The sequence below is a fragment of the Massilia sp. CFBP9012 genome (assembly GCF_034045115.1).
Classification (GTDB): Bacteria; Pseudomonadota; Gammaproteobacteria; order Burkholderiales; family Burkholderiaceae_D; genus Telluria.
Genome location: NZ_JAXCWM010000015.1, coordinates 119,942 through 142,103, shown reverse-complemented (window position 1 = coordinate 142,103; position 22,162 = coordinate 119,942). Strand labels below are relative to the sequence as shown.

Annotated in this window: 24 protein-coding genes; 17 read left to right on the top strand and 7 right to left on the bottom strand. The window is 68.8% G+C overall.

Translation table 11 applies throughout. The annotated features are described in order from the left end of the window. Positions 1 to 100: 100 nt before the first annotated feature. From SOM61_RS22655 to SOM61_RS22635, 5 genes are all read right to left on the bottom strand, one after another. A complete protein-coding gene (locus SOM61_RS22655) occupies positions 101 to 721 on the bottom strand; it encodes a FliH/SctL family protein (RefSeq protein WP_320476178.1) in 621 nt (206 codons plus the stop codon). A 21-nt stretch (positions 722 to 742) separates the two neighbouring features. Next, positions 743 to 1,336: a hypothetical protein gene (locus tag SOM61_RS22650; protein WP_320476177.1), complete on the bottom strand. Its 594-nt coding sequence runs from the start codon at positions 1,334 to 1,336 to the stop codon at positions 743 to 745. Continuing rightward, positions 1,333 to 2,175 carry a type III secretion system inner membrane ring lipoprotein SctJ gene (sctJ, locus tag SOM61_RS22645; protein ID WP_320476176.1) on the bottom strand — a complete coding sequence of 281 codons (843 nt, stop codon included), beginning with the start codon at positions 2,173 to 2,175 and terminating at the stop codon, positions 1,333 to 1,335. The genes SOM61_RS22650 and sctJ overlap by 4 nt, the downstream gene beginning before the upstream one ends. Before the next feature lie 2 nt (positions 2,176 to 2,177). Next, a complete protein-coding gene (locus SOM61_RS22640) occupies positions 2,178 to 2,591 on the bottom strand; it encodes an EscI/YscI/HrpB family type III secretion system inner rod protein (RefSeq protein ID WP_320476175.1) in 414 nt (137 codons plus the stop codon). A gap of 97 nt (positions 2,592 to 2,688) precedes the next feature. Then, a complete protein-coding gene (locus SOM61_RS22635; protein ID WP_320476174.1) occupies positions 2,689 to 3,051 on the bottom strand; it encodes a hypothetical protein in 363 nt (120 codons plus the stop codon). Between the two features lie 232 nt (positions 3,052 to 3,283). On the opposite strand from SOM61_RS22635, the gene SOM61_RS22630 reads away from it, so the two are divergent. Genes SOM61_RS22630 through SOM61_RS22575 form a run of 12 tightly spaced genes read left to right on the top strand, consistent with a single transcriptional unit; the run spans position 3,284 to position 15,271 of the window. Next, the gene (locus SOM61_RS22630) at positions 3,284 to 3,976 is read left to right on the top strand and encodes a toxin co-regulated pilus biosynthesis Q family protein (protein WP_320476173.1); all 693 of its coding nucleotides are present in this window, start codon (positions 3,284 to 3,286) and stop codon (positions 3,974 to 3,976) included. After that, the gene (gene pilN, locus SOM61_RS22625; protein WP_320476172.1) at positions 3,976 to 5,610 is read left to right on the top strand and encodes a PilN family type IVB pilus formation outer membrane protein; all 1,635 of its coding nucleotides are present in this window, start codon (positions 3,976 to 3,978) and stop codon (positions 5,608 to 5,610) included. Before SOM61_RS22630 ends, pilN begins: the two co-directional genes overlap by 1 nt. 13 nt (positions 5,611 to 5,623) lie before the next feature. After that, positions 5,624 to 6,883, top strand: a complete 1,260-nt coding sequence (pilO2, locus tag SOM61_RS22620) for a type 4b pilus protein PilO2 (protein ID WP_320476171.1) — start codon at positions 5,624 to 5,626, stop codon at positions 6,881 to 6,883. Beyond that, on the top strand, positions 6,873 to 7,448 hold the full coding sequence (pilP, locus tag SOM61_RS22615; protein WP_320476170.1) for a type IV pilus biogenesis protein PilP: 576 nt from the start codon (positions 6,873 to 6,875) through the stop codon (positions 7,446 to 7,448). Before pilO2 ends, pilP begins: the two co-directional genes overlap by 11 nt. Continuing rightward, positions 7,445 to 9,049 (top strand): GspE/PulE family protein, encoded by a 1,605-nt coding sequence (locus SOM61_RS22610; protein WP_320476169.1) that lies wholly within the window; start codon positions 7,445 to 7,447, stop codon positions 9,047 to 9,049. Before pilP ends, SOM61_RS22610 begins: the two co-directional genes overlap by 4 nt. Further along, the gene (locus SOM61_RS22605; protein WP_320476168.1) at positions 9,039 to 10,112 is read left to right on the top strand and encodes a type II secretion system F family protein; all 1,074 of its coding nucleotides are present in this window, start codon (positions 9,039 to 9,041) and stop codon (positions 10,110 to 10,112) included. Before SOM61_RS22610 ends, SOM61_RS22605 begins: the two co-directional genes overlap by 11 nt. Before the next feature lie 53 nt (positions 10,113 to 10,165). Beyond that, a complete protein-coding gene (locus tag SOM61_RS22600; protein WP_320476167.1) occupies positions 10,166 to 10,705 on the top strand; it encodes a type 4 pilus major pilin in 540 nt (179 codons plus the stop codon). 38 nt (positions 10,706 to 10,743) lie between these two features. Beyond that, positions 10,744 to 11,739 (top strand): ATPase, T2SS/T4P/T4SS family, encoded by a 996-nt coding sequence (locus tag SOM61_RS22595; RefSeq protein ID WP_320476166.1) that lies wholly within the window; start codon positions 10,744 to 10,746, stop codon positions 11,737 to 11,739. Then, positions 11,739 to 12,218 (top strand): type IV pilus biogenesis protein PilM, encoded by a 480-nt coding sequence (pilM, locus tag SOM61_RS22590; RefSeq protein WP_320476165.1) that lies wholly within the window; start codon positions 11,739 to 11,741, stop codon positions 12,216 to 12,218. Before SOM61_RS22595 ends, pilM begins: the two co-directional genes overlap by 1 nt. Before the next feature lie 10 nt (positions 12,219 to 12,228). Continuing rightward, complete coding sequence (pilV, locus tag SOM61_RS22585) at positions 12,229 to 13,545, top strand: shufflon system plasmid conjugative transfer pilus tip adhesin PilV (RefSeq protein ID WP_320476164.1); 1,317 nt, start codon at positions 12,229 to 12,231, stop codon at positions 13,543 to 13,545. Continuing rightward, positions 13,542 to 14,843 carry a type II secretion system protein gene (locus tag SOM61_RS22580; RefSeq protein ID WP_320476163.1) on the top strand — a complete coding sequence of 434 codons (1,302 nt, stop codon included), beginning with the start codon at positions 13,542 to 13,544 and terminating at the stop codon, positions 14,841 to 14,843. Before pilV ends, SOM61_RS22580 begins: the two co-directional genes overlap by 4 nt. Then, a complete protein-coding gene (locus SOM61_RS22575) occupies positions 14,840 to 15,271 on the top strand; it encodes a lytic transglycosylase domain-containing protein (RefSeq protein ID WP_320476162.1) in 432 nt (143 codons plus the stop codon). The genes SOM61_RS22580 and SOM61_RS22575 overlap by 4 nt, the downstream gene beginning before the upstream one ends. Here the strand turns inward: SOM61_RS22575 and SOM61_RS22570 are convergent. After that, on the bottom strand, positions 15,241 to 15,834 hold the full coding sequence (locus SOM61_RS22570; protein ID WP_320476161.1) for a hypothetical protein: 594 nt from the start codon (positions 15,832 to 15,834) through the stop codon (positions 15,241 to 15,243). The genes SOM61_RS22575 and SOM61_RS22570 overlap by 31 nt on opposite strands. 518 nt (positions 15,835 to 16,352) lie before the next feature. Between SOM61_RS22570 and SOM61_RS22565 the strand changes: the two genes are divergently transcribed. From SOM61_RS22565 to SOM61_RS22545, 5 genes are all read left to right on the top strand, one after another. Then, positions 16,353 to 16,586, top strand: coding sequence for a hypothetical protein (locus SOM61_RS22565; protein ID WP_320476160.1), 234 nt, complete (start codon positions 16,353 to 16,355; stop codon positions 16,584 to 16,586). Positions 16,587 to 16,664: 78 nt separating this feature from the next. Continuing rightward, on the top strand, positions 16,665 to 16,973 hold the full coding sequence (locus tag SOM61_RS22560; RefSeq protein WP_320476159.1) for an iron uptake protein: 309 nt from the start codon (positions 16,665 to 16,667) through the stop codon (positions 16,971 to 16,973). 1 nt (position 16,974) lies between these two features. Next, a complete protein-coding gene (locus SOM61_RS22555; RefSeq protein ID WP_320476158.1) occupies positions 16,975 to 18,654 on the top strand; it encodes a PepSY-associated TM helix domain-containing protein in 1,680 nt (559 codons plus the stop codon). Beyond that, on the top strand, positions 18,647 to 18,973 hold the full coding sequence (locus SOM61_RS22550) for a DUF3325 family protein (RefSeq protein WP_320476157.1): 327 nt from the start codon (positions 18,647 to 18,649) through the stop codon (positions 18,971 to 18,973). The genes SOM61_RS22555 and SOM61_RS22550 overlap by 8 nt, the downstream gene beginning before the upstream one ends. 226 nt (positions 18,974 to 19,199) lie before the next feature. Next, positions 19,200 to 19,838, top strand: a complete 639-nt coding sequence (locus tag SOM61_RS22545) for a superoxide dismutase (protein WP_320476156.1) — start codon at positions 19,200 to 19,202, stop codon at positions 19,836 to 19,838. Positions 19,839 to 20,034: 196 nt separating this feature from the next. On the opposite strand, the gene SOM61_RS22540 is transcribed toward SOM61_RS22545, so the two are convergent. Then, complete coding sequence (locus tag SOM61_RS22540; protein WP_320476155.1) at positions 20,035 to 22,095, bottom strand: TonB-dependent receptor; 2,061 nt, start codon at positions 22,093 to 22,095, stop codon at positions 20,035 to 20,037. Between the last annotated feature and the right edge of the window lie 67 nt (positions 22,096 to 22,162).

The following is a 22,162-nucleotide window of genomic DNA, read 5'->3' as shown; positions in this document are numbered from 1 at the left end:
AGTGGGCGCTCGATGGCGGCCGAGTCACTTCCGTCGAGCAATTACTGCGTATTGCATTCGGGGTCATCAACAGGTAACGATGACAGCGCCAAAAAAAAATCTATATCGCTGCCGCTTCTTCTGGCGGCGCCGCCTGCAGGGCGTCCAGCGCATCCGACAAGGCCAGGGTCGCCGCATCGAAGTCGACCTGCCACTCGCCGGCGCCGGATTCCAGCCGGTAGCACCCACGCGCCAGGTTCGGATCGGGGCGCACGCGCCAGCCGGCCGGCAGCAGGCGCGGCGCGATCGACGGCGCATCTTCCGGATGCACGCGCAATTCCGGGTCGGCCAGGTGCGCCGGGGCCTCGGTCTGCAACTGGCGCAGCAGCACTTGGGCGCGTTCGTGCGGCGCCAGCTCGCCCACCAGGCGCAGGAACAGCGCCTGGGCCAGTTCGATGACGACCGGCCCGGTGCGCGCCAGGAATTGGCGCGGCAGGCGCTCCTGGGCCGCCAGCATGGCCTGCAACTGGCCGAGCGCCTGCCGCTGGCGCGCGCCGATATCCTCGCGGCAGCGCGCGAGTTCGTCCTCGACCAGCGCGCCGGCCCGGGTCTGCGCTTCGGCGAGCAGGCGCCCGGCGGCGACTTGCGCGTCCTCGCTCAGGGCCAGGGCCGCGCTGCTCAGGATGCCGTGGCTGGCCACCAGGCCGGGTGGCATGTCGATGCGTGTGCTGCAAAAATCCATGGTCTGCCTTTCGTGTCGGGGTCAGGCGGCGCGCCGCTCGCACAGGGTCCAGCAGCGCGCCAGGCGCGCCAGCGCGGCGTCGGCCGGGGGTGCGCCGCCATCCTGCAGGCAGCGCTCGGCGCCGGCGGCGGCGCTGGCCGGCAGGCGCAGGCGCAGGCGCGGCCACAGGCCGGGAAAGCCGTGTTCGAGGCATAGCGCCAGCCAGGCCAGGCCGGCGCCGTCCAGGCCCGCTTCCAGCGCAGTCGACGCGCGCCACGGCGCACGCGGCAGTGGCTGCAGATTGGCCACGCCGGCGCACCAGCGCCGCTCGTCTTCTTCGAGGCCGGCCAGGGCCTGCGGCAGCGGCATGCGCGCCGCGAACAGTCCGCCGAACAGGCGCGCCGCCCGCGCCAGCTCGGTGTCACCGAGGGTAGCCAGCGCCGCCCAGCGGCTGTCCGGGGCGGGCGGCAGGGCCGCCGGAATGCCGGCGTCCAGGCACCAGCGCCGGTAGGCGTCGCGCCGCCCCAGCAAGTCGCGCGGCGCGGGGGCGCCGGCATCCTGGCCCAAGCCGGCCAGCTCCCAGGGCGCGAACCACCATTGCACGAAGGCGGGCGACAGGGACGCCGGCGCCGTCATGCGGTCCCCGCCGCGGCCGCGCCGGGACGGCGCCGCTGCCACCACAGGGCCACCGCAGGATGGCGCAAAGCCAGCAGTGCGCCCAACGCGGCCAGCGCCACGAAGGCCAGTCCACCCAGTCCATACACCAGCAAGGCAAGGCGGCCGGCCGACGCGGCCTGCACCGTCACGCCGAAGCTGGTGCGCCAGTCGACGTCGAGCGTCCGCTCGAGCGACGGCGTGAACACCACCGGCACCTTGGCGGCGCCGTCGGCGCCGGCCAGTCCCGGAATGCTGCCGGCCACCATGCGCCGGATGCGCGCCACATTGCCGTCCTCGTCGAACGGGGCGCGGTACTTGATGAAGACCGCCGCCGACGACGGCATCACCGGCTCGCCCGGCGCCACCCGTTCCGGCAGCACCACGTGCACGCGCGCCGCCAGCACGCCGTCGATCTGCTGCAGCGTGGCCGCCAGTTCCTCGGACAGGCCGTACAGGTAGCGGGCACGCTCCTCGAGCGGGGTGGAGATCATGCCCTCTTTCTTGAACACCGTGCCCAGATCGGAGAAGCGGCGCCGCGGCAGGCCGGCGGCGCGCATCGCCTCGCTGGCGCGCGCCAGCGACGGTTCAGGCACCTGCAGGCTGACCACGCCCTTGACGGTCAGCTTCTGGGCCTCGATGCCGGCATGGCGCAGCAAAGCGACGATCTCGTTGGCGTCGGCGTCGGTCAGGTCGCTCTGCAGCACCACCTGGCGGCTGCACGCGCACAGCGATACGAGCACCAGCAGGGCCAGCAACTGGCGCAGCCAGCGCCATGGCGACACCGGCGCAACGCCGGCTGGGTAACGGTCGATGCTCATGATCATTGCAGCTTGGTCAGCTGATCGACCGAGGTGGCGGCCTTGGACACCACCTTGGACACGAACTGCACGCGGGTCTGGTAATCGTGCATCGCCATCATCGCCTTCATCAGGTGCATCGAGTCACCGCTGCGGGTCGCGGTTTCCAGCAGCTTCGACACGTATTGCTGGTCGCCCTGGATTTCCTCTGCCAGGGTGCTGGCGCGGCCCATGATCTGCTCGCCCAGCGCCACGCGCCCGCTGGCATTGCCCAGGTCAGACGCGACGCCGGCGGCGCGCGCATGCTGGGCCATGGCGGCGCGGAAGGCGGCCGCGTCGCCGTCGTCGACGACGACCGGATCGATCCGGACCGGGGCGGTCTCGTGCAGCCTGCTGGTGGTGCCGGTCGGGTCGACCGGCATGGATTGGTTGATCATGATGACTCCCGAAGTAGGGTAAAGCGATCGAAACAAGAAAAAGTTGACCGGCGGGTGGAGCGCGGCGCACGCCGGTTCCAGCGCGCGGCGTAGAGGATCAGCCGACTGACTTCGCCGCCTCGACCGTGGCTTCCGCGCGCTCCTGCGCCTCGTCGGACATGCGCTTGAGCTCCCCCTTGACCGGGTCGGCCGGCTCGTCCGCCCGACCCGCCTCGCTACGCGCGCCGCGCGCCGCCTGCTCTCCACGGAACTGCCGCTGCAATTGCTGCGAACGGGCGCACTGCCGGAACCGCGGCGGCGGCGCCGCCTGCTCCGGCGCCGTCCTGGCCTGCCCGCCGCCGGACACCGCCGCGTGAAGCGTCGCCGCTGCACCGGCCGCCTGTGCGAGATTGGTGAGATGGGGCGTGGCCCGCGACAGCAGATTCGTCGCGGTCCGCATCATCTGAGGTATCGCCGCCATGGTGTGTCCGTTCGCAGAAGTGAGATGGTCGTGTGTGAGCCGGAAAGCCGGCCCGGTTCCGCCCTATGCCCCTCGTCTGGCCACAGAAGACATCAACATTTCTCATCAACTATCGAAGTTGCCGATGAGAATTTTTGAAAAACTGTTTCCGGTGTGCTGATTAGAATCCATTCGTCCGCAAGCCTTCGGGCCTGCCGCCGTTTCGATGTCCACCTTCCTCGACAGGGTCTTCATGCCAGCACAGAATGTTCCATCCGATCGCCGCTGCCTGCGGGCCGTCGCCTGCGCGCTGCTGCTGGCGCTGTCCGTGCCGCTGACGGCCGCGCCCGCGCCGACCTGGCAGCGCGCCAAATTCGACTATGTCGCCCAGCGCCAGGATCTGCGCCAGGTGCTGCGCGACTTCGCCCGCGCGATGCGCGTCCAGCTCGATCTGGCCGACGAAGTCGAAGGCAGCGTCACGGGCAGTTTCGATATGGCCCCGCCGGTGCTGCTCGACATGCTGGGTTCCTTCCACCAGTTCGTCTGGCACTACGACGGCGCCGTGCTGTATATCAGCTCGTCGAAGCCGGGGGCGCCGAAGATGCGCCTGCGAACCAAGCCGGCCGAGGTCGCGCAGGCTGCGACTGCGACGGCTCCCGCGACCGCGCCCGCCGCGGCGCCCAAACCAGTCCCGAGCTGGACCGTCAAGCTCGAAGACGGCACGCTCAGCAAGACCTTCGCGCGCTGGGCGCGCGAGGCCGGCTGGCAGCTGCTGTGGGAAATGCCGGTCGACTTCCGGATCGATGCCAACACCCGCGTCGAGGGCGAATTCGAGCAGGCCGTGACGGCCGTCGCCGACAGCCTGGCCGGCGCCGAAACGCCCATGCAGGTCGTCTTGTACCGGGGCAACCATGTGATCCGTGTGACTTCGAAAGGAAACCAGTGATGTCCCCTTCCCTGCCTGTCAAACCGTTCCTGGTCGTGGCGCTGGCCGCCGCGCTGGCCGCCTGCAGCGGCCTGCCGGGCGATGTCGCCAAACGCATCGACGCCGGCGAGCGCCAGGCTGCGCGGATGGTGCGCGACGTCGGCCAGGTCGAGGCGCGCGGCCGCAGCGTGTCCTCGGTGGTCAGCGAGAACGGGATGTGGATCGGCCGCAGCACGGTCAAGCGCGACCTTGCCGCACTGCCGCCGCTGTTCGACCAGAACGCGACCTTCGACCGCAGCGTGGCCTCGCTGTCCGAATTCGCCGAGCGCATTACCGTGCGCGCCGGGATCCCGGTGCGCGTCAGCGCCGATGCGCTGGCACCGGGCGCGCGCGGCGCCGGGGTCGCCACCGGGGCCGCCACCGCTCCCGCAGCCCCCAACGCGGCGCCAGGCGGCGCTCCGACGCACATCGTCTATGCCAGCGGCAGCCTGCGCGGCCTGCTCGACACCGCCGCCGCCCGTTTCGGCGTGTCCTGGAAGTATGCGGATGGCGCCATCCTGTTCTTTCACCACGATACCCGCACCTTCCAGATCAATGCGATTCCGGGCGACGCGTCCCTGAACGCAAGCGTGAGCAGCAATGCGAGTAACGAAGGCGGCGCGGGTGGCGGCGGTGGTGGCGCCGCGGGCGGCAGCGGTGGTGGCGGCGGTAGCGGTGGCGGCGTCAGCTCGGCGAATGTGCAGAACACCGCCGTCAAATCGGAGCTGTCGGTGTTCGGCAGCCTCGAAAAAACGGTCGCCATCATGCTCTCTGCCGGCGGCAAGGTGCTGGCTTCGCCCGCCACCGGCACCCTGACCGTGACCGACACCCCTGCCTCGCTCGAACGCATCGGCGCCTTCATCGAGGCCCAGAACAAGGCGCTCGGCCGCCAGGTCATGATCAATGTGACGGTGCTGGCGGTGACCCTGAACCAGGGCGACAACTACGGCATCAAATGGGACCTGCTGTACCAGACGCTCGAAAACCGCTACCAGATCACCAACAACCTGGCGCCAAGCGGCGGCAGCAGTTTCACGGCGGGCATCCTCAGTGGCGCCAGCCGCTGGGCCGGCAGCGAGGTCATGATCGACGCGCTGTCCGACCAGGGCCAGGTGCGGCGCGAAACCACCGCTTCGGTGGTCACCCTGAACAACCAGCCGGTGCCGATCCAGGTCGCCAAGCAGACCGCCTATCTGAAGTCGTCGCAGACCACGCTGACGGCGGACGTCGGCAGCTCCACCTCGCTCACGCCCGGCACCGTCACTTCGGGCTTCAATATGTCGATCCTGCCGCACCTGCTGGACAACGGCACCGTGATGCTGCAGTTCTCGACGGATATCTCGTCGCTGGTGCGCCTGAACACGGTGTCGAGCGGCGGCGACAACGCCGCCATCATCCAGACGCCGGAAGTCGATACCCGCAATTTCCTGCAGCGGGTCGCCATGAAATCGAACGAGACCCTGATCATCAGCGGCTTTGAGCAGACCGACGACAACCTCGATCGCAACGGCGTCGGCCACCCGTCCAACTTCCTGCTCGGCGGCGGCGTCAAGGCGCGCGCCGGCAAGGAAATCATCGTGATCCTGGTCACCCCCGTGGCCATGGCCGGCGCCTGAGACGAGAGCTGACATGAGCATCCACGCCATCGCCATCGGCCGCCACAAGCTGGTGTGCGGCCTGTTCTGGCAATCGCTGTCGCGCCCGCGCGAGCTGGCGGCGGAAGCGCGCGCACTGGCGCTCAAGATCGACGCCGATCTGCTGGTGCTGCGCAAGGACCACACGATGGCGCAGGCAGGCTATGCCCACACCCGCGACGGCGCACGGCGCGGCCAGGCCTCCTTCGCCTGCGTGGCGGCGGCGCGCCTGGCCCAGGACGCGGGATTCTGCAACGGCCAGCGGCAGGCGCCGCACAACTGGCTCGGCGCGTTCCGGCTGCCGGACGGGATGTGGGCCTATCTGGCCGTGCGCGATGCCAACTTCCTGCCCGGCGGCGATTTCGCCGGCACCCGCGAACAGGTGCTCGAACGCCTGCACGGCGACTATGCGCTCGGCGGCTGGAACCGCGTGACAGGCGACCCCGAGCTCGCCCAGTACGGCTTTCACGACTTCCTCCCGGTCGACATCGATGCGCTGCTGGCCGGCGACGCGAAGGTCCGCTGGGCACGCCTCGACACGGTGGGCCGGCCCGCGCAGCGGCGCGCCTGGCTGCTCGGCGCCGGCGCGACGCTGGCCGCGCTGGTGACGGCAGCCGCGCTGTACCAGCGTCACAGCGCCCAGCAGTTGCGCGACATGCAGCAGCGCGCCATGGAGGCAGTGCTACACGAGGCGCCGCCACCGGCGCCGCCGCCCCCTCCACCCTGGCACGTGCAGGCGCCGGCCGACGACCTGGTGCGGCGCTGCCTCGCACGGCTGCGCCACCTGGCGCCGGGCGGCTGGCCGCTCGAACAATTCCAGTGCGGACCAGGCGACGCCACGCACAGCTGGCGGCGCGGCGAATCGCATCTCGGCCTGCTGCTGGCGGCGCTGCCGCAGGCCCAGGTCGACGCCAGCGGCGAGCGCGCCGCCCTGTCCGAAGCGCTCGAGGCCGGCGCCACCCGCGCCGAGGAACTGGCGTCCGGGATCGAAGGCCGCCGCATGCTGCAGGAATTGTGGCAACGGCTCGGCCTGACCGGCCAGGTCGCCGAACGTCCGCTGCCACCCGCGCCCCCCGGTCCCGACGGCGCCGTGCCGCCACCACCGGGATGGACCACCTATTCAGTCAGCGTCGCGCTCGACCGCCTGGCGCCGCAGGCCTTGCCGGCGATGCTGCAAATGCCCGGACTGCGGCTCGAAAAAATCACCTACCGTTCCGGAACCTGGTCTCTCGAAGGAGTGCTGTATGCGAAATGACTACCCAACCCGCGCCGCCGTCCTGGGCGCCCTGTTCGCAGCGTCGCTGACGGCCATCGCCGCCGAGCCGGCGAACGAAGCCGCGGGCGCGCGCTCGACCGCCGACAGCCTGGCCAGGATCGAAAACGAAACCCTGCTGCTCAAGGCCGAGGAACGCCAGATGGCGGTTCGGCTGCAACTGGCGGCCCAGCGCAACGACCTGGCCCAGCGCCATCTGCAAACACGCCAACTGGAGCGCCCCGCGCGGGCCGGCGACCCGACCGTGGTCGCGGTCGAGGGCATCGGCCACCGGATGCACGCCACCCTGATGATGGAGAACGGCAGCCAGATGGACGCGGCGATCGGCGAAGTGCTGCCGAACGGGATGACGGTGCTGTCGGTGCGCGCCGGCGAAGTGGTGGTAGGCCGCGGGCGCAAGGAACGCATTCGCCTGGCCCATGCGCCGGCTGCGAGCGCCGCCGGACCGGCCGCAGCCGGCGTCACCGCCCCGGCGCGCCTGCCATGGACGCTGTCGGCACTGCCGCCACCGGTGGCGGTGGCGACCGTTCCTGGAGGGCAGCCATGAAACCCACCGGCACGCGTCCAGGCGCGGCGTCCGAGAGCGCCGAAGTGGCCGATGTGATCAGCCGCAGCGGCAAGCTGATGGCCAGCGACGAGGAAAGAAAGCTCCTGTGCCTGCTGTCCGACGGCCGCCTGCTGGTCGCCGCCGGCCAGGAACTCAATCCCCACGTGCAGTCCTACCAGGCGCGCCTGCGCCGCATGGAACAGCCCTTCCTGACCGTGGCCAGCTCGATCGAGGACATCTGCCGCGCCTACCAGTCGGGCAGCGGCGGCGCCCCCCCGCGCCACCAGGAACACTCGCTGATGCAGGTCACGGCCAAGGAACTGCTGACGCGAGCCTGCCGCGAACGCGCCTCGGACGTGCACATCCGCGTCAACCGTCTCAGCACCGAATTCCACTTCCGCATCCACAACGATCTGGTGCATGTAGGCAGCCAGACCCGCGAATACGGCGAGCGCCTGCTGGCGACGCTGTACGGCGCCATGACTGCGGTCTCGGACAGCAGCTACAAGCCGACCGAGCGCCAGGATGCCAGCATCGGCGACCGCGACAAGCTGCCACCCATGCTCGATGGGGTGAGGATCGCCACCGCCCCCACCGCCGAAGGCAATCTGATGGTGCTGCGCCTGCTGTACAACGATGCCGGCGACGACATCGACCTGCTGCCTCTGGGCTTCAGCCCGGCCCACGCTGCGGCCATCGCCATCCTCAAGAACCAGCCGATCGGCATGAACATCATCAGCGGCCCCACCGGCTCGGGCAAGTCGACCACGCTGCAGCGCGTGCTGACCGGTGAGATCATCGAATCGGGCGGCAGCATCCACGCCCTCACGGTCGAAGATCCGATCGAGTACCCGATCCCGGGCGCGGTGCAGACTGCGGTCACGAACGCCGCCGACGAGAACGAGCGCAGCCGCCTGTTCGCGGCTGCCATCGCCAACGCCCTGCGGCTCGACCCCGACACCATCATGATCGGCGAAGTGCGCGACGGCGCCTCGGCGCGCAGCGCGCTGCGCGCGGCCATGACCGGCCACCAGGTCTGGAGCACGGTGCATGCCAACAGCGCGATCGCGATCGTCGACCGCCTGGTCGACCTGGGACTGCCGATCGGCATGGTAGCCGACCACACCGTCGTGAGTGGCTTGATCAGCCAGCGACTCGTCAAGCTGCTGTGCCCGCACTGCAAGCAGCCGCTGGCCGCCCGCAGCCACCTGTTCGAGCCGGCGCTGCTGGCGCGCCTGCATGGCGCCCTCGGTCCGAACCTGCAAGGCGTGTGCGTGTCCGGCGACGGCTGCCAGCACTGCCATGGCCGCGCCACCTCGGGACGCAGCGTGCTGGCCGAAGTGATTCTGCCCGACGACCGCTTCTGCGAGCTGCTGCGCGGCGGCGACAAGCGTGGCGCGCTGGCCTACTGGCGCACCGAACTCGATGGCCGCACGCTGGTCGAACACGCGATCGACAAGGTCGCGGCCGGCCTGGTCGATCCGCGCACTGCAGAGAAGACGGTCGGTCTGCTGGTCACGGAAGGCCGGCCACTGGCCGCGTGGCGCGACCTGGCGGCCGGCATGACGGCCGCCGGAGGGGAGCATATCCATGCCCATTGATATCGAACGCGCGTTCGCGCGCCTGCAGTTCGGAGACGTGCCGCGCCTGCGCTTCTACCGCAAGGTGGCCAAGATGCTCGGCAACGGCCTGCCGCTGCTCAGGATCATCGACGAATTGCGCGAACGCGCGGCGGCGCGCGGCGGAAAGCGCGACGCCATGGTCATCATCTGCGACGACTGCCGCCGCATGCTGCAGAACGGCCGCATGCTGTCCGAGGCGCTGCAGCCGTGGATACCGCAGAACGAGCAGATGATCATCCTGGCCGGGGAACAATCGGGCCGCCTCGAACACACACTCTACGTGCTGATCGAAGTGGCCCAGGCCGGCAAGAAGATCCGGCGCGTGGTGGTCGGCGGCCTGGCCTATCCGGCCGCGCTATTCGGACTGACGCTGGCCTATGTGTACGTGTTCGGCACCCAGGTGGTGCCGCAGTTCGCGATGCTGGTCGATCCCGCCAAATGGCAGGGGGTGGCGGCGTCGCTGTACTGGATGTCGCAGGCGGTGCGGCACTGGACGCTGCCGGTGCTGGCCGGGCTGGGCGCGCTCGCGGCGCTGGTGGTCTTCTCGTTGCCGCGCTGGCGCGGCAGCCTGCGCGCCCTGGCCGACCGGGTCGCACCCTGGTCGATCTACCGCCTGCTGGCGGGAGGCAGCTTCCTGCTGGCGTTCTCGGCGCTGCAGGGGGCCGGCATCAGCGTCGAGAAATCGCTGATGCGCCTGTCCGACGCCGCCAGCCCCTGGTTGCGCGAGCGGCTCGATGGCGCCCTGATGGGCGTCAAGTCGGGCCTGAACTGCGGCGAGGCGCTGCGCAACGCCGGCTACGGCTTTCCGTCGCAGGAAGTGATCGACGACCTGTGCGTCTACGCCGACTACAAGGGCTTCACCGAAGCGCTGGCGACGCTGGCGCAGGAATGGATGGAGGAAGGGGTGGAGGCGATCGCCGGCCAGATGAAGGTGCTCAACGGCCTGGCGATCCTGACCCTGTCTCTGGTAATGGGCTGGCTGGTGACCGGATTCTTCGGCCTGCAGCAGGAAATCACCGCCCTCACCCGCGCCGTGCACTGATATTAACCGCCCCGACCGGGGCATTCGATTGACCACCAATGGAGAACGACAGCATGAACAAGCAACCGCACAACGCCCACATTGTCCCGCGCGCACGCCGCCAGCGGGGCGCCTCGCTGCTCGAGATCATCGCCTATCTCGGCATCGCCGCCATCGTCGTGCTGGGCGCGGTCTCGATGCTCGGCAGCGCCTTCGGCAATGCCCAGGCCAACCGCACCATCGAGGAAGTGGTGTCGATCCGCACCGGCATCAAGCGTCTCTACATGGGCCAGGCAGCCAGCTACGGACAGGTCGCGATCACCGAGCAGGCGATCAAGTCGCGCGTGCTGCCGGCCACGCTCGCGGTCAACAACAACGACGTGAAGAACGCCTGGAACGGCGCGGTCACCATCACCGGCGCCACCTCCGCCTTCGAGATCAAGTATGCCGCCGTGCCGCAGGACGCCTGCATCTCGATCCTGAGCGGCGCCAGCGGCTGGAGCAAGGTGAAGGTCAATGCGACCAACGACATTGTCGCCTTCCCCATCACGCCGACCACCGCGAACGCCTCGTGCGCCGCCGGCGAGAACGAGATCACCTGGACCGCCACCTGATCCCGCCTGCCGCCTCCGCCAACGCTACCCGCCCGATTATGTCCAGTCTCAAGCATCTCGCCTTCGCCGACCTGTATCTCGGCCATCCATCCCTGGATGACCGCTACTGCGCGCTGCCCGGCGCGCGCGTGGTGCCGCTTCCGCCCGACGCAGCGCTGCGCCAGGATTGCGCGCGCCTTCTCGCGGCCTGCCGCGCCACGCTGGACGCCCTGCCGGACCGCGCCGCAGAGTTCCGCCAGGAACACGACGAGGCCCAATACCGTGTGGCCGTGATGCCCACGCCGCGTGGCGCCATGTTCGTGCTGCGCAAGCTCGCGGGCAGCATCGGCAGCCTGGCCGAACTCGGCATTCCGCCGGCCTACGTGCGGCGCATGCTCGACCCCGGCCTGGGAGGACTGTTCGTGATCGCGGGCGGACCCAAGATGGGCAAGACCACCACCGCCTGTGCGATGGTCAAGGAGAGACTGGCGGAATTCGGGGGCGTGGCCGTCACAGCCGAAGTGCCGGCCGAGCTGCCGCTCGAAGGCGCCCACGGCGACGGCATCTGCTACCAGACGGTGGGCGGGCGCGATACGCGCGGCTTCATCGACCGGCTGCGCGACAGCGCACGCTGGGGCGCAGGCATGGTGCTGGTGCACGAGATCGTCGAGCCGCGGGTGGCGGCCGAGGTGCTGCGCGCCAGCAGCGAAGGCCGGCTGGTGATCGCCACCATGGTCGGCGAAGACGCGGTGCGTACGCTCGGCCGTCTGCACACGATGGCCGACGCCCATCTTGGCCAGGGCGCGGCGCGCGCGCTGCTCGCCGATGGCCTGGCAGGCATCCTGCACCAACGCCTGCCGCAGGCGCCGGAGCCGGTGCAGGCCGGCCAGCCGCGCCGCCTGGAGACCGAATTCCTGCAGTTGCAGGGCGCGCCCGAAGCGCGCCGGCTGCTGCGCGACGGCCATTTCGACCAACTACGCCAGGCCATGCAGCAGCAGGTGAACAATCTGTTGCGCGCTCCGGCTGGCGTCTTCGACCTGAGGGAGCGTGCCTGATGTGGACCGGATGGGTGACCCTGGCGCTGGCCGGCAGTTGCGGCCTGTACGCCATGCAGGAACATAACGACGACCAGACCCTGGCCCTGGCCGGCAACGGCGCGGCCCTGGCATCGAGCATGGCCGTCTATCGCGACGCCGTGGTGCGCTATGCCCACGAGCACCCGGCATTTGCAGGCACGGTGCCAAAAGCCCAGCTGTCGCTGCCGACCTGGTATGCCGACCCGGACCCGGGTCTGTGGAGCAACCACGTGGACGCCGGCGGCGTGATCGCGGTCTACGCCACCCGATTGCCGGCTGTCGACATCGCGGCCGACCTGGCGCAGCTGGCGCACGGATCCGAGCTGGCCGGCCGCGCCAATCCCGGCGCCGGACGCATCGATCCGGCCGCACATGCCGGCGCCACGGTGACGCTGCCCGCCATTCCGAACGGGGCGCTGAAGGCCGGCGCGCCGGTCTGGCTGGCGCACCGCTACTGAAGGCCGCGCGATGAAGCCAATCAGCCGGACACGCGGCTTCGGCCTGGTCGAAATGCTGGGTGCGCTGGCGCTGGCCACGCTGGTCGCGGCCGGCGTCGCGACGCTGACCGCGCGCCTGCTGGACGACCTGCGGCGCCAGCATGCGGCCGGCTACCAGCAGCGCTTCGCCGCCGCCGCAGCGCTCTACCTGCGTGCCAACCAGGCCGCCCTGTACCAGCAAGCCGCCGGCGGCACGGTGGCTGTCGGCCTGGCCGCGCTGAAGGCGGCCGGCGCGGGCTTCCTGCCGGCCGGCTTCAGCGACACCAATCCCTATGGCCAGACACCCTGCCTGCTCGTGCGGCGGGCCGGCGCGGCGCTGTCTGCGCTTGCGGCGAGCGAAGGCGGCGAGGCAATCGGTGACGCCGCGCTCGCCTATATCGCAGCACATGCCGGCGCCGGCGGCGGCGCCATCAAGCTGGACCCGACGGCGCCGGGGCCGGCAGCCAGCGGCGCCTTCGGCAGCTGGCGCCTGGACGCCGCCGCGCTGGCCGCCTACACCAACCGCAGCTGCACCGGCACCGCCGCCGCCGGCGGACGCCTGGCATCCGCCCTGTTCGCCGACGCCGGCGCCGCCTTGCCGACCGATTTCCTGTACCGCGGCGCGGTGCCGGGCCGGCCCGAACTGAACCAGATGAATGCTCCGCTGCGCATGGCCGGCGCCGCCCTCGTGCAAAACGGCGCGGCCTGCGGCGACGCCGCCCGCATCGCCATCGACGAACAGCGCAATATCGTCACCTGCGGGCCAGAAAAACGATGGAAGAACAGCGGCAACGACACCTGGCGCGACCCGGTGGCGAATTTCGGCGCCCTGCTCGCGCTGACCGACGAACCGAATGGCGCGGTGCGGGTCACGCTCGACACGGGACGCGCCTTCGTGCACGGCAGCAGCGGCTGGAAGGCGCTGGCGATCGACCAGAACGGCAATCTGGAGGTCCCCAACCGCCTGACTGCCGGCAGCGGCAAGGTGATCGGCCACGCGGAGGTGGGCGGCGACATGAACGTCAGCATCGATGTGCGCGCCAAGGAGGTGAAAGCGACCGAAGGCGTCTACGGTTACCATTTGTGGGCCGACAGCTTCTTCATCTCGCCGGTCTTCGAATTCAGCGGCACGGGTGACCCGAACAACGGCAACTATGCCTGGGCTGGACGCGACTGTCATATCCCGACGGCCAGCAACTCGATCATCTACCCGGTCGGCAGCCAGCTGCCGGACAAGCACGGCACCACCATGATCTGCTACGAGCAGGATCACAAGTTCCGCTACCAGAGCGGCGGCATGACGCCATGAGGGGCGCGCCCCAGGGCGGCTTCGGCCTGCTGGAGATGCTGGCGGTGATCGTGCTGGGCGCGCTGCTGGCCGGCGCCATCCTGCCGATCCTGGGCCAGGACTGGGAACGCGCCCGCCTGCGCGACGGCGCCCGCCGCCACGCCGAGCTGGCGGCGGCGACCCAGCGCTATCTGGAAGCGCGGCGCGACCTGCTGGCCGGCGAACTCGCGGCGGGCGTCGCCATCGCGCTTCCACTCGACCAGCTCCTGGCCGCCGGCTACCTCGCGCCCGGCTTCGAGCCGGTGAACGTCTACGGTCATGCCGCCTGTGTGCTGCTGCTCAGCAACGGGAGCCAGGTCGAGGCGCTGGTCAGTGCCAGCGGGGGGCAACAGCCAGATCCGGCCGATCTCGCCGAGATGGCCGCCAGTGCCGGCCCCGGCGCAGGCTATCTGATGCCCGCTGCGCCCTTGCGCGCGCGTGGCGCCTTTGGCGCCTGGACACTCGATACGGCCAGCCTTCAGCCCTTCGCCGCTGGCGCCTGTCCGGCCGGCCCGATCGCGCCCGGGCGGCTGGTCAGCCTGTTGCGCCAGCCGCTGGGGACCGGCGCAGGGGCGCCCGACTTCCTGGCGCGCCGCGGACCCGCCGTCGAGGCCCCGTGGAATGTGCTGGAAACGCCGCTGGCAATGGGCGGCGGCGCCGTGGCTGCCGTCGGCCAGGCCTGCGGTACCGCCCCGGCCATCGCTTTGGATAGCAAGCGCGACCTGCTCAGTTGCGCGGCGAACGGCGTCTGGAAACGCCAGCGCGCCGGCGGCACATGGAAAGAGACCAGCGCCAGCCACGCTGCCCTGCCGGCCGGCGACGCGCCGGGCGATGTGCGGATGACGGCAGATACCGGCCGCGCCTACGTCGCCCGCGCCGGCAACGCCTGGCAGGCGCTGGCGGTTGACCAGAACGGTCACCTCGAGGTTCCGTCCCAGGCCCGCGCCGGCACGCTCGCCACCCGCGGCCATCTGGACGCCGGTTCCGTCGCCGCCGCCGGGACCATCGATGCCGGGCGCGACGTGCGCGCCAGCGGCATCGTCCGGGGCCGCGAGTTCGACGCCCGCAACGGCGCGCAATCCGGCGCCAATTGGGTGGACGGCAAGACCATCGTGGCCGGCACGGCCTGCAATCTGCCGGGACAGAAGCCCAGGCCCGACGGCAGCTACGGCAGGCTGTACCCGATCGGCACCGCCATGCGCGACGCGAATGGCGTCACGCTGAGCTGCCAGTCGCCGCACAACCAGTTTCGCTACCTGAATGGACTGTTGACGCCATGACGATCCGCGCCCGCCTGTTCTCACTGCTGCTGTTCGCCGCTATACTGGCCTGCACACCCGCCCACGCCTGCTGGGAAGCGGCCGCCAGGCGCTACGGCGTGGACGTGCGCCTGCTGTACGCGATCGCCAAAACCGAGTCGAGCATCAACCCGCGCGCCATCAACCGCAACAGGAACGGCAGCTACGACGTGGGCCTCATGCAGATCAACAGCAGCTGGTTCCCGCTCCTCAAGCGCCACGGCATCGAAGAAAAGCACCTGTACGACCCTTGCGTGAGCCTGCAGGTGGGCAGCTGGATCCTGGCCCAGAACCTGCAGCGGCTGCGCGACCCGTGGCTGGCCGTGGGCGCGTACAACAGCCCGACGCCGGCCAAGGCGCGGGCGTATGCGCTGAAGGTCTACCGCAACCTGCCTCCGGCGCCGGACTGACCAGCCAGGGCGCCGGCGCGCATCAGGGCCTCGTCCAGAGCGACGCCGTCGAGCCAGGCGTCGAGAAACGCCGCATGGAACGCCTCCGTGCGCCCTGGCCGCATGGCGGACTGCTGGGCAAAGCTGGCGGCGCAGGCCGCCATCGCGCCCGCACCTTCCAGCGTGACCATTACCGTATGCGGGCCCAGCGCCAGTGCGCGCCGCAGGGCCGCCGGACCGGGCGACGCGTCGAAGCGGCAGCGAAATGCGGCCTCGTCGAAGAACACAATGTCGGCCAGCGCCACCGCATCATCGGGCGCCAGGGCGTCGGCATCCAGCGCCAGCACCGTCCCGGCGGCGCCGGCCTGCTCGGCAATTCGCGCCAGCGCTGGCAGGTCCTCATCGTCCATCGCCGCGACGTAGGCGACATCGGCCTGCACCAGCAATCCCGCCAGCGCTGGGTCGTCCGGCGCGGATTTCCCGAGCGCCGCAGCGCGGCGGCCAATGCGCGACAGTGCCGCGGCGCTGGCACGCGCCCGCGCTTCGGTCCCGCAGCACAGCACTTCCCAGCGCCGCCCGTTCAAGGCATCCCCACTGGCAGGCCGGTCGGGGCCGCCGCTGCATCGTTCGTCGATACGTCCAGGTCACCATCCGCCATCGTACCCCTCGCATGAAGATCCATGTGCGATCCCTGTCCAGACAAGGGACAGATCGACGACGATTATACTGGTCCGTACCAGTTTATCTGTGACGTTTTAGTTACATTCGGAAAGAATTTAGGCCAACACGCGCCTGCCCGCAACTGTGGCAAGATGCACCTTTCTCGATGCAGCGCATCGTCCCGCTCCTGCGGCCGCCGTTCGGCAGCCTGGCCGACTGCCTGCTGCGCTGAACCGCGCCGGCTTGTGGCAAGATGATCCCATCCGGACCATCGCTCCCACCATGAGCCAGACCACCCACACCGCCGGTGGCGTCACCTGGCGCTTCGCCGACCTGCGCACGCTGCTGGCGTCATCGTCGGCAGCGCGGCCGAGCGCGTGGCGGCCCAGATGGCGCTGGCGGCACGGCACGGCGCCGCGCCCAGGCCGTCGTCAATCGCGACGTGACCTCGCTGCGCAAGCTGATCAGCGGCGACGACTACCACGTCGAATCGGGCGGTCGCTCCCGAACCAAGACCGAATTCCTGCAACTCCCGAGCCGCGACGCGTTCGAGTTCCGTTCCTACGAGATCGACAACATGGAAATCCAGCTGCTCGACAATGGCCGCGCGGCGCCCGACGCCTGCCTGCCACGGCCGCGTTCAAAATCGGCGCGATTGCTTGTCAAGGCGGCGTGATGCATCTATCATGAGAATGATTATCATTTGCTGTCGCATTTACAGCTTTTCATTCTGCCACGCCCAACCAGCGCGCCCATGACCTCACTCACACTCACGCCCCGCCATATCGCCACGCGCACCGCGGTGGCCATCCTCGGCGGCTACGCCTTCACCTGGGGCGTCGTCGCCCTGGGCATCGCCCTGCTGTACAGCCTCGGCATGGAATTCCACGATGCCGAGCACCTGTCCTACATCATCGGCTTCCTGGTCTTCCTGACCGCCTTCCTGGTGGCCTTCGCCACCCAGGGGTTGCGCCGTGTGGCGCTGGTGCTAGTGGGCGGCGGCGCGCTGATGAGCGCGGTGGCCTGGTGGCTGCAGAGCCTGATCATCGCGTCGGGGGTCTGATATGTTCCCCAATTTCCGCCACACGATGGCCTGGCTGCACACCTGGTTCGGCCTGGCGCTGGGCCTGGTGCTGATGGTCGTGTTCTTCTTCGGCTCGCTGTCCGTGTTCGACCGCGAGATCGACCGCTGGGCCATCCCCGACACCCGCTACGAACCGCAGCCGATGCCGTCGTTCGACAAGATGCTGGCGCCGATCTTCAAGGAAATGCAGCCCGACGCCGCCGCCCGCGCCATGACGGCGCCGCTGGCCAACGGCCCGCTGCCGGCCCATTTCGACACGCCGCGCAGCTGGGGCGCCTATACCACCCACCGCGATCCGGTGCTGCTGCTGTTCGCCGGCTACGAAGTACCGAATGCGAAAGACCACGAAACGGCGATCTGGGCCAACCGTACGGTCGACCCGCGCACGGGCGATGCCCTGCCGGTGGATCGCCTCAAGATCGGCAGCGAATTCTTCTATCCCCTGCATTACAGCCTGACCTTCGACTGGAAGAACGTCGGCTACTGGATCGTGGGCTTCTCGGCCCTCATGATGCTGATGGCCCTGGTCACCGGCGTCATCATGCACCGCAAGATCTTCCGTGAACTGTTCACCTTCCGTCCGAAGAAGAGCACCCAGCGCAGCATGCTCGACCTGCATAACCTGACCGGCGTCGTGGCCCTGCCCTTCCACTTCTTCTTCGCGTTTACCGGCCTGGTGATCTTCGCCTACATCTATTTCCCCGTCACGCATACCCAGCTGACCCCGCTGCACGACCGCCACGAACTGATGGAATCGAAGGAAACCGGCCTGCCGCACGACCGTGCCGGCGTGGCGGCCCCGATCGCCTCGGTCGACGCCATGGTGGCCGAAGCCCAGCGCCGCTGGGCCGCCAAAGGCATGGCCGGCGACGTCGGCTACCTGAACATCCAGCACGTGGGCGACGCCAACAGCTATGTCAGCGTCTACCGCGCCGGCACCGACCGCGTCCAGCTGACCGGCGAAGGCATCCACTTCAAGGCGTCCACCGGCGAATTGCTGCGCGAGGATCCGCCGCCGACCGTGGTGGCGCGCATCAATGAATTCCTGACCGGCCTGCACCTGCAGCACTTCAAGCACTGGCTGCTGCGCTGGCTGTATGTGCTGGGTGGACTGTCGGGCGCGGCCTGCATCGCCACCGGCCTGTTCTTCTTCGTCGAGAAGCGCAAGCGCCAGCACGCCAAGCAGGGCGTGAGCGGCGCGCGCGTGGTCGACGCGATGTCGGTCACGGTCGTCACCGGCATGCTGGTGGCCACCCTGTGCATGCTGATCGCCAACCGCCTGCTGCCGGACGTCATGCCGGCCGGCTGGCCGCTGCGCGGCGCCATGGAGAAATACCTGTTCTGGGGCAGCTGGATCGTGGCCGGCGCACACGCCTTCTGGCGCACCGCCGCGGTGGCTGAGGGCCGCCTGGCCCCGGCCTGGCGCGAGCAGTGCCTGGCCATCGCCGTGCTGGCGGTGACGGCGCCCGTGCTCAACTGGATCACCACCGGCGACCACCTGCTGCGCACCATCGCTGCCGGCTACTGGCCGGTGGCCGGCGCCGACCTGTTCATGCTCACCGGCGCCGCGCTGGCGGTGCTGGCCGCGCGCAAGCTGCGCCAGCGCGAAGCGCGCCCGCTGGCGGTCAAGAACGTGACCCTGGAGGCCGGTCATGCCTGATGCACTGCTCCTGCTGTTCGCCCTGCTGGCCTCCCTGGCCGGCATGGGCTGGTTCGCCCTGTCCATGGACGTGCACTGGACCCAGGCAAGGGGTGCGGCGCCTCTCTCCCCAGCCCTGGTCAAGACCCTGCGCCTGGGCGGCGCCGCGGCCCTGCTGCTGTCGCTGGTCCTCTGCCTGACGGTGGATTCGCCATCGATCGCGGTGCTGGTATGGTTCATGGCGCTGGCCGGCGCCACGCTGACGATCGCCTTCACGCTCACCTGGCGCGCCAGCATCCTCGGGATGCTGGTATTCTGGACAGGACCAGGCGCCCGGTAAGTCGTCCCTGGGGTGCGCAGCCGCGCGCCCCGTCTTTCTTGCCGGTTTTGCCCGCATGGCACGTCGCCGGAACGGCGCGATCGAGAGGGTCGCGCATTCCACTTGACCTCAAGCACGCTTGAGGTTGTTTAATATGACCTGACCATGCAAACCGCGGGACCGACCGGTCCCGGTGCAACGTTTCATGCCGGAACAGTGTTCCCAACCATCTGAACGGAGAATGATCATGCCTTATGCACTGCCGCCACTGCCGTACGCCTACGATGCCCTCGAGCCGCATTTCGATGCGCGCACGATGGAAATCCATCACACCAAGCACCACCAGACCTATATTACCAACGTCAACAACGCCCTGGCCGAGGCCAGCCTGGCTGAGGTGCCGGTCGAAGAACTGATCGGCAATATCGGCGCGCTGCCGCAGAACATCCAGAACGTGGTGCGCAACAACGGCGGCGGCCACGCCAACCACGCGCTGTTCTGGACCGTGCTGAGCCCGGATGGCGGCCAGCCTTCCGGCAAGGTGGCCAAGGCCATCGAGGACGATCTCGGCGGCTTCGACCGTTTCAAGGACGCCTTCACCAAGGCCGCGCAAACCCGCTTCGGTAGCGGCTGGGCCTGGCTGACCCTGGGCAAGGACGGCAAGCTGCTGGTCGAAAGCAGCGCCAACCAGGACAGCCCGCTGATGGGCGAGTTCGCCGGCATGTCGGGCGGCACGCCGATCCTGGGCCTGGACGTGTGGGAGCACGCCTATTACCTGCAATACCAGAACAAGCGTCCCGACTATATCGCGGCCTTCTTCAACATCATCAACTGGGCCGAAGTCGAACGCCGCTACGAGGCGGCGCTGGGCAGCCAGGTCGGCTAAAACCACTGCACCAGGCGCGTGGCTACTGCCCGCGCAATAACGTCGTCCCCGCGCAGGCGGGGACCCAAGTATTTATACGAACCGCTTAAAAAAAATTAAGTGGCTATGCGTGTAAACTTGGGTCCCCGCCTGCGCGGGGACGACGTTTTCAGGCTGGCGAAGGAATCGATTCGCCGGCTGAACGCAAGTTCTGGAACTACAGTTTCACGTTCAGCGAGACATACGCCGCCCGTCCATTGCCCGACGAATACATTGGCTGCGCCTGGCTCGCTGGCCAGAAGAAATTGTCGTACCACGCGTATTCATAGCGGCGGTCGGCGATGTTCTTGACCTGCACGTCGACGCTGACCCGCGATGTGATCGCATAGCGCACGTTGGCGTCGAACAGCACGAAGCCGCCGTACTTGCCCAGCTCGTTCGGGCTATCGATAAAGTAATTGCCTTGGGCCCGGCCCTGCACGCCCAGATGCCAGCGCGCGGACGGGTGATAGTCGAGGCCCACATTGCTGATGTGGCGCGGCGTCGAGAACACTTCCTTGCCCGCCAGCGACACGCCGTCGGCGGCAAAGGCGCTCACCACCTCGGCCTTTTGCAGCGAGTGCGAGGCCCACAACTCGAGCTTGTCCGTGACCTTGCCCGACAATTGCAGGTCGATGCCTTCGCGCCGCGTCTCGCCCAGCCCGACCGTGGTGCCGGTGGCCGGCATGTTCGCCACTTCGCCGGTCGCGTCCTGGCGCCAGATCGCCAGGCGCAGATCGCTGCGCGCGCTGGCTTTTAGCTTGATCCCGATTTCCTTGCCGGTATTGACCGAGGCGTCGAACGGCGCCTGGCCTGGCACCAGGTAGGCCGGGCCGACCGAGCCCGTCAGGATCTGGAAGGTGCGTCCCCAGTTGCCGTACACGCTCACGTCCTTGGCCGGGCTGTACACCATGCTGAACTTGGGCTGCTTGATCCAGCCATAGTCCTGCAAGCCAGCGGTCTGGCCGGCCGCCGCCACGCCCGGCAGCGAGCTGCTGCCCGTGAAGCGGTCGACGCGGTAGCCCGGGACGATCCTCAGGGTGTCGCTGGCCTTGATGACCGCCTGCACATAGGCGCCAACGTTGTTGAGCTTGTAGCGGTCGTCGTTCTGGATCGCGGCCGGGGTACTGAAGTCGCTCGGAAGCGCGTACAGATAGCGCTGGCGCTTGTAGCCGTTGTCCTGGCGCTCGGTGTTGACGCCGCCATCGACCGTCACGCGCTCGCTGGCGCGCCAGGTCAGCGTGCTCATGAAGCCGAGCTGTTGCTCGTCCCACAGGCGGCGCTGGCGCGGGGCATGGCCGGCCGGGTTGCTGGTGAAGGTGACGCGGCGGTCGTCCTTGTACTCGTTGTAGTACAGCTTATTACTGAGGAAGGCATTTGGCGAGATCTGCCAGTCCAGGTGAGCGCTCGCATGGTGCATGTCGCGCTCGGTGAAGTCGTTGGCATTCTTGGCCGGCGACTGGCGCCGGTCCTGGGCCAATTCTGCGGCCGTCAGGAAGCCGGGCTCGTCGGCGTCGTGGCGGTAGGTGCGCAGGACCACGCCGCCAGTCAGCGACTTGTCTTTCGAGGTCAGGAACCACTTGCCGCCGACCGAGTACTTGTCGGAATCGCCGTGATTGCGGCGGTAGCTGTCGGTGTCCTGTTTGGCCAAGAAATAGTTCTGCGAAAAACCATCGGCTTCCTTGCCATAGGCCAGCTGGGCCTCGCGGGTATTGAAGCTGCCGACCGTGAAGCGGCCGTCGAGATAGTTGCCGCCCTGGCGCGTGCCGAAGTTGATGTTGCCGCCAATATTGTGCAGGCCGTAGCGCGGGTCGTTGGTGCCGCGCACCACCTCGATGTAGTCGACTTCCAGCGGGAAGATCATGTCGATGAAGCGCTGGTTGCCGCTGTTGACGTTGCTGGGAACGCCGTCGATCAGCACCTTGATGCCGTTGATATAGCCCTCGCCGTTGAAGGCGCGGAACGTCACCTTGCCCGATTCGGCGCCCATGCGGGTTTCGGTGAGCTGGATGCCGGGCAACTGGCCGACCAGCTCCCAGCTATTGCTCACATTCTTGTCCTCGATCTTGTCGGCGCCGAGCACATCGACCGAGGTCAGGACGGTGCTCGAGCGCAGCGCGCCGGCGTCGCGCTGGGCACTAACGCGCACCTCGCCCATCACGATGGCGGGGTCGGCGGCATGGACGGCGGGCGCGAGGCCGGACAGGCCCAGCGCCAGGGGAAGCAGCTTTATTTTCATTATCGGGGAATTCGGAGTATCACGGGAATTCGATAATGATATCCCATTCTCAATAACTTAGGCAAGC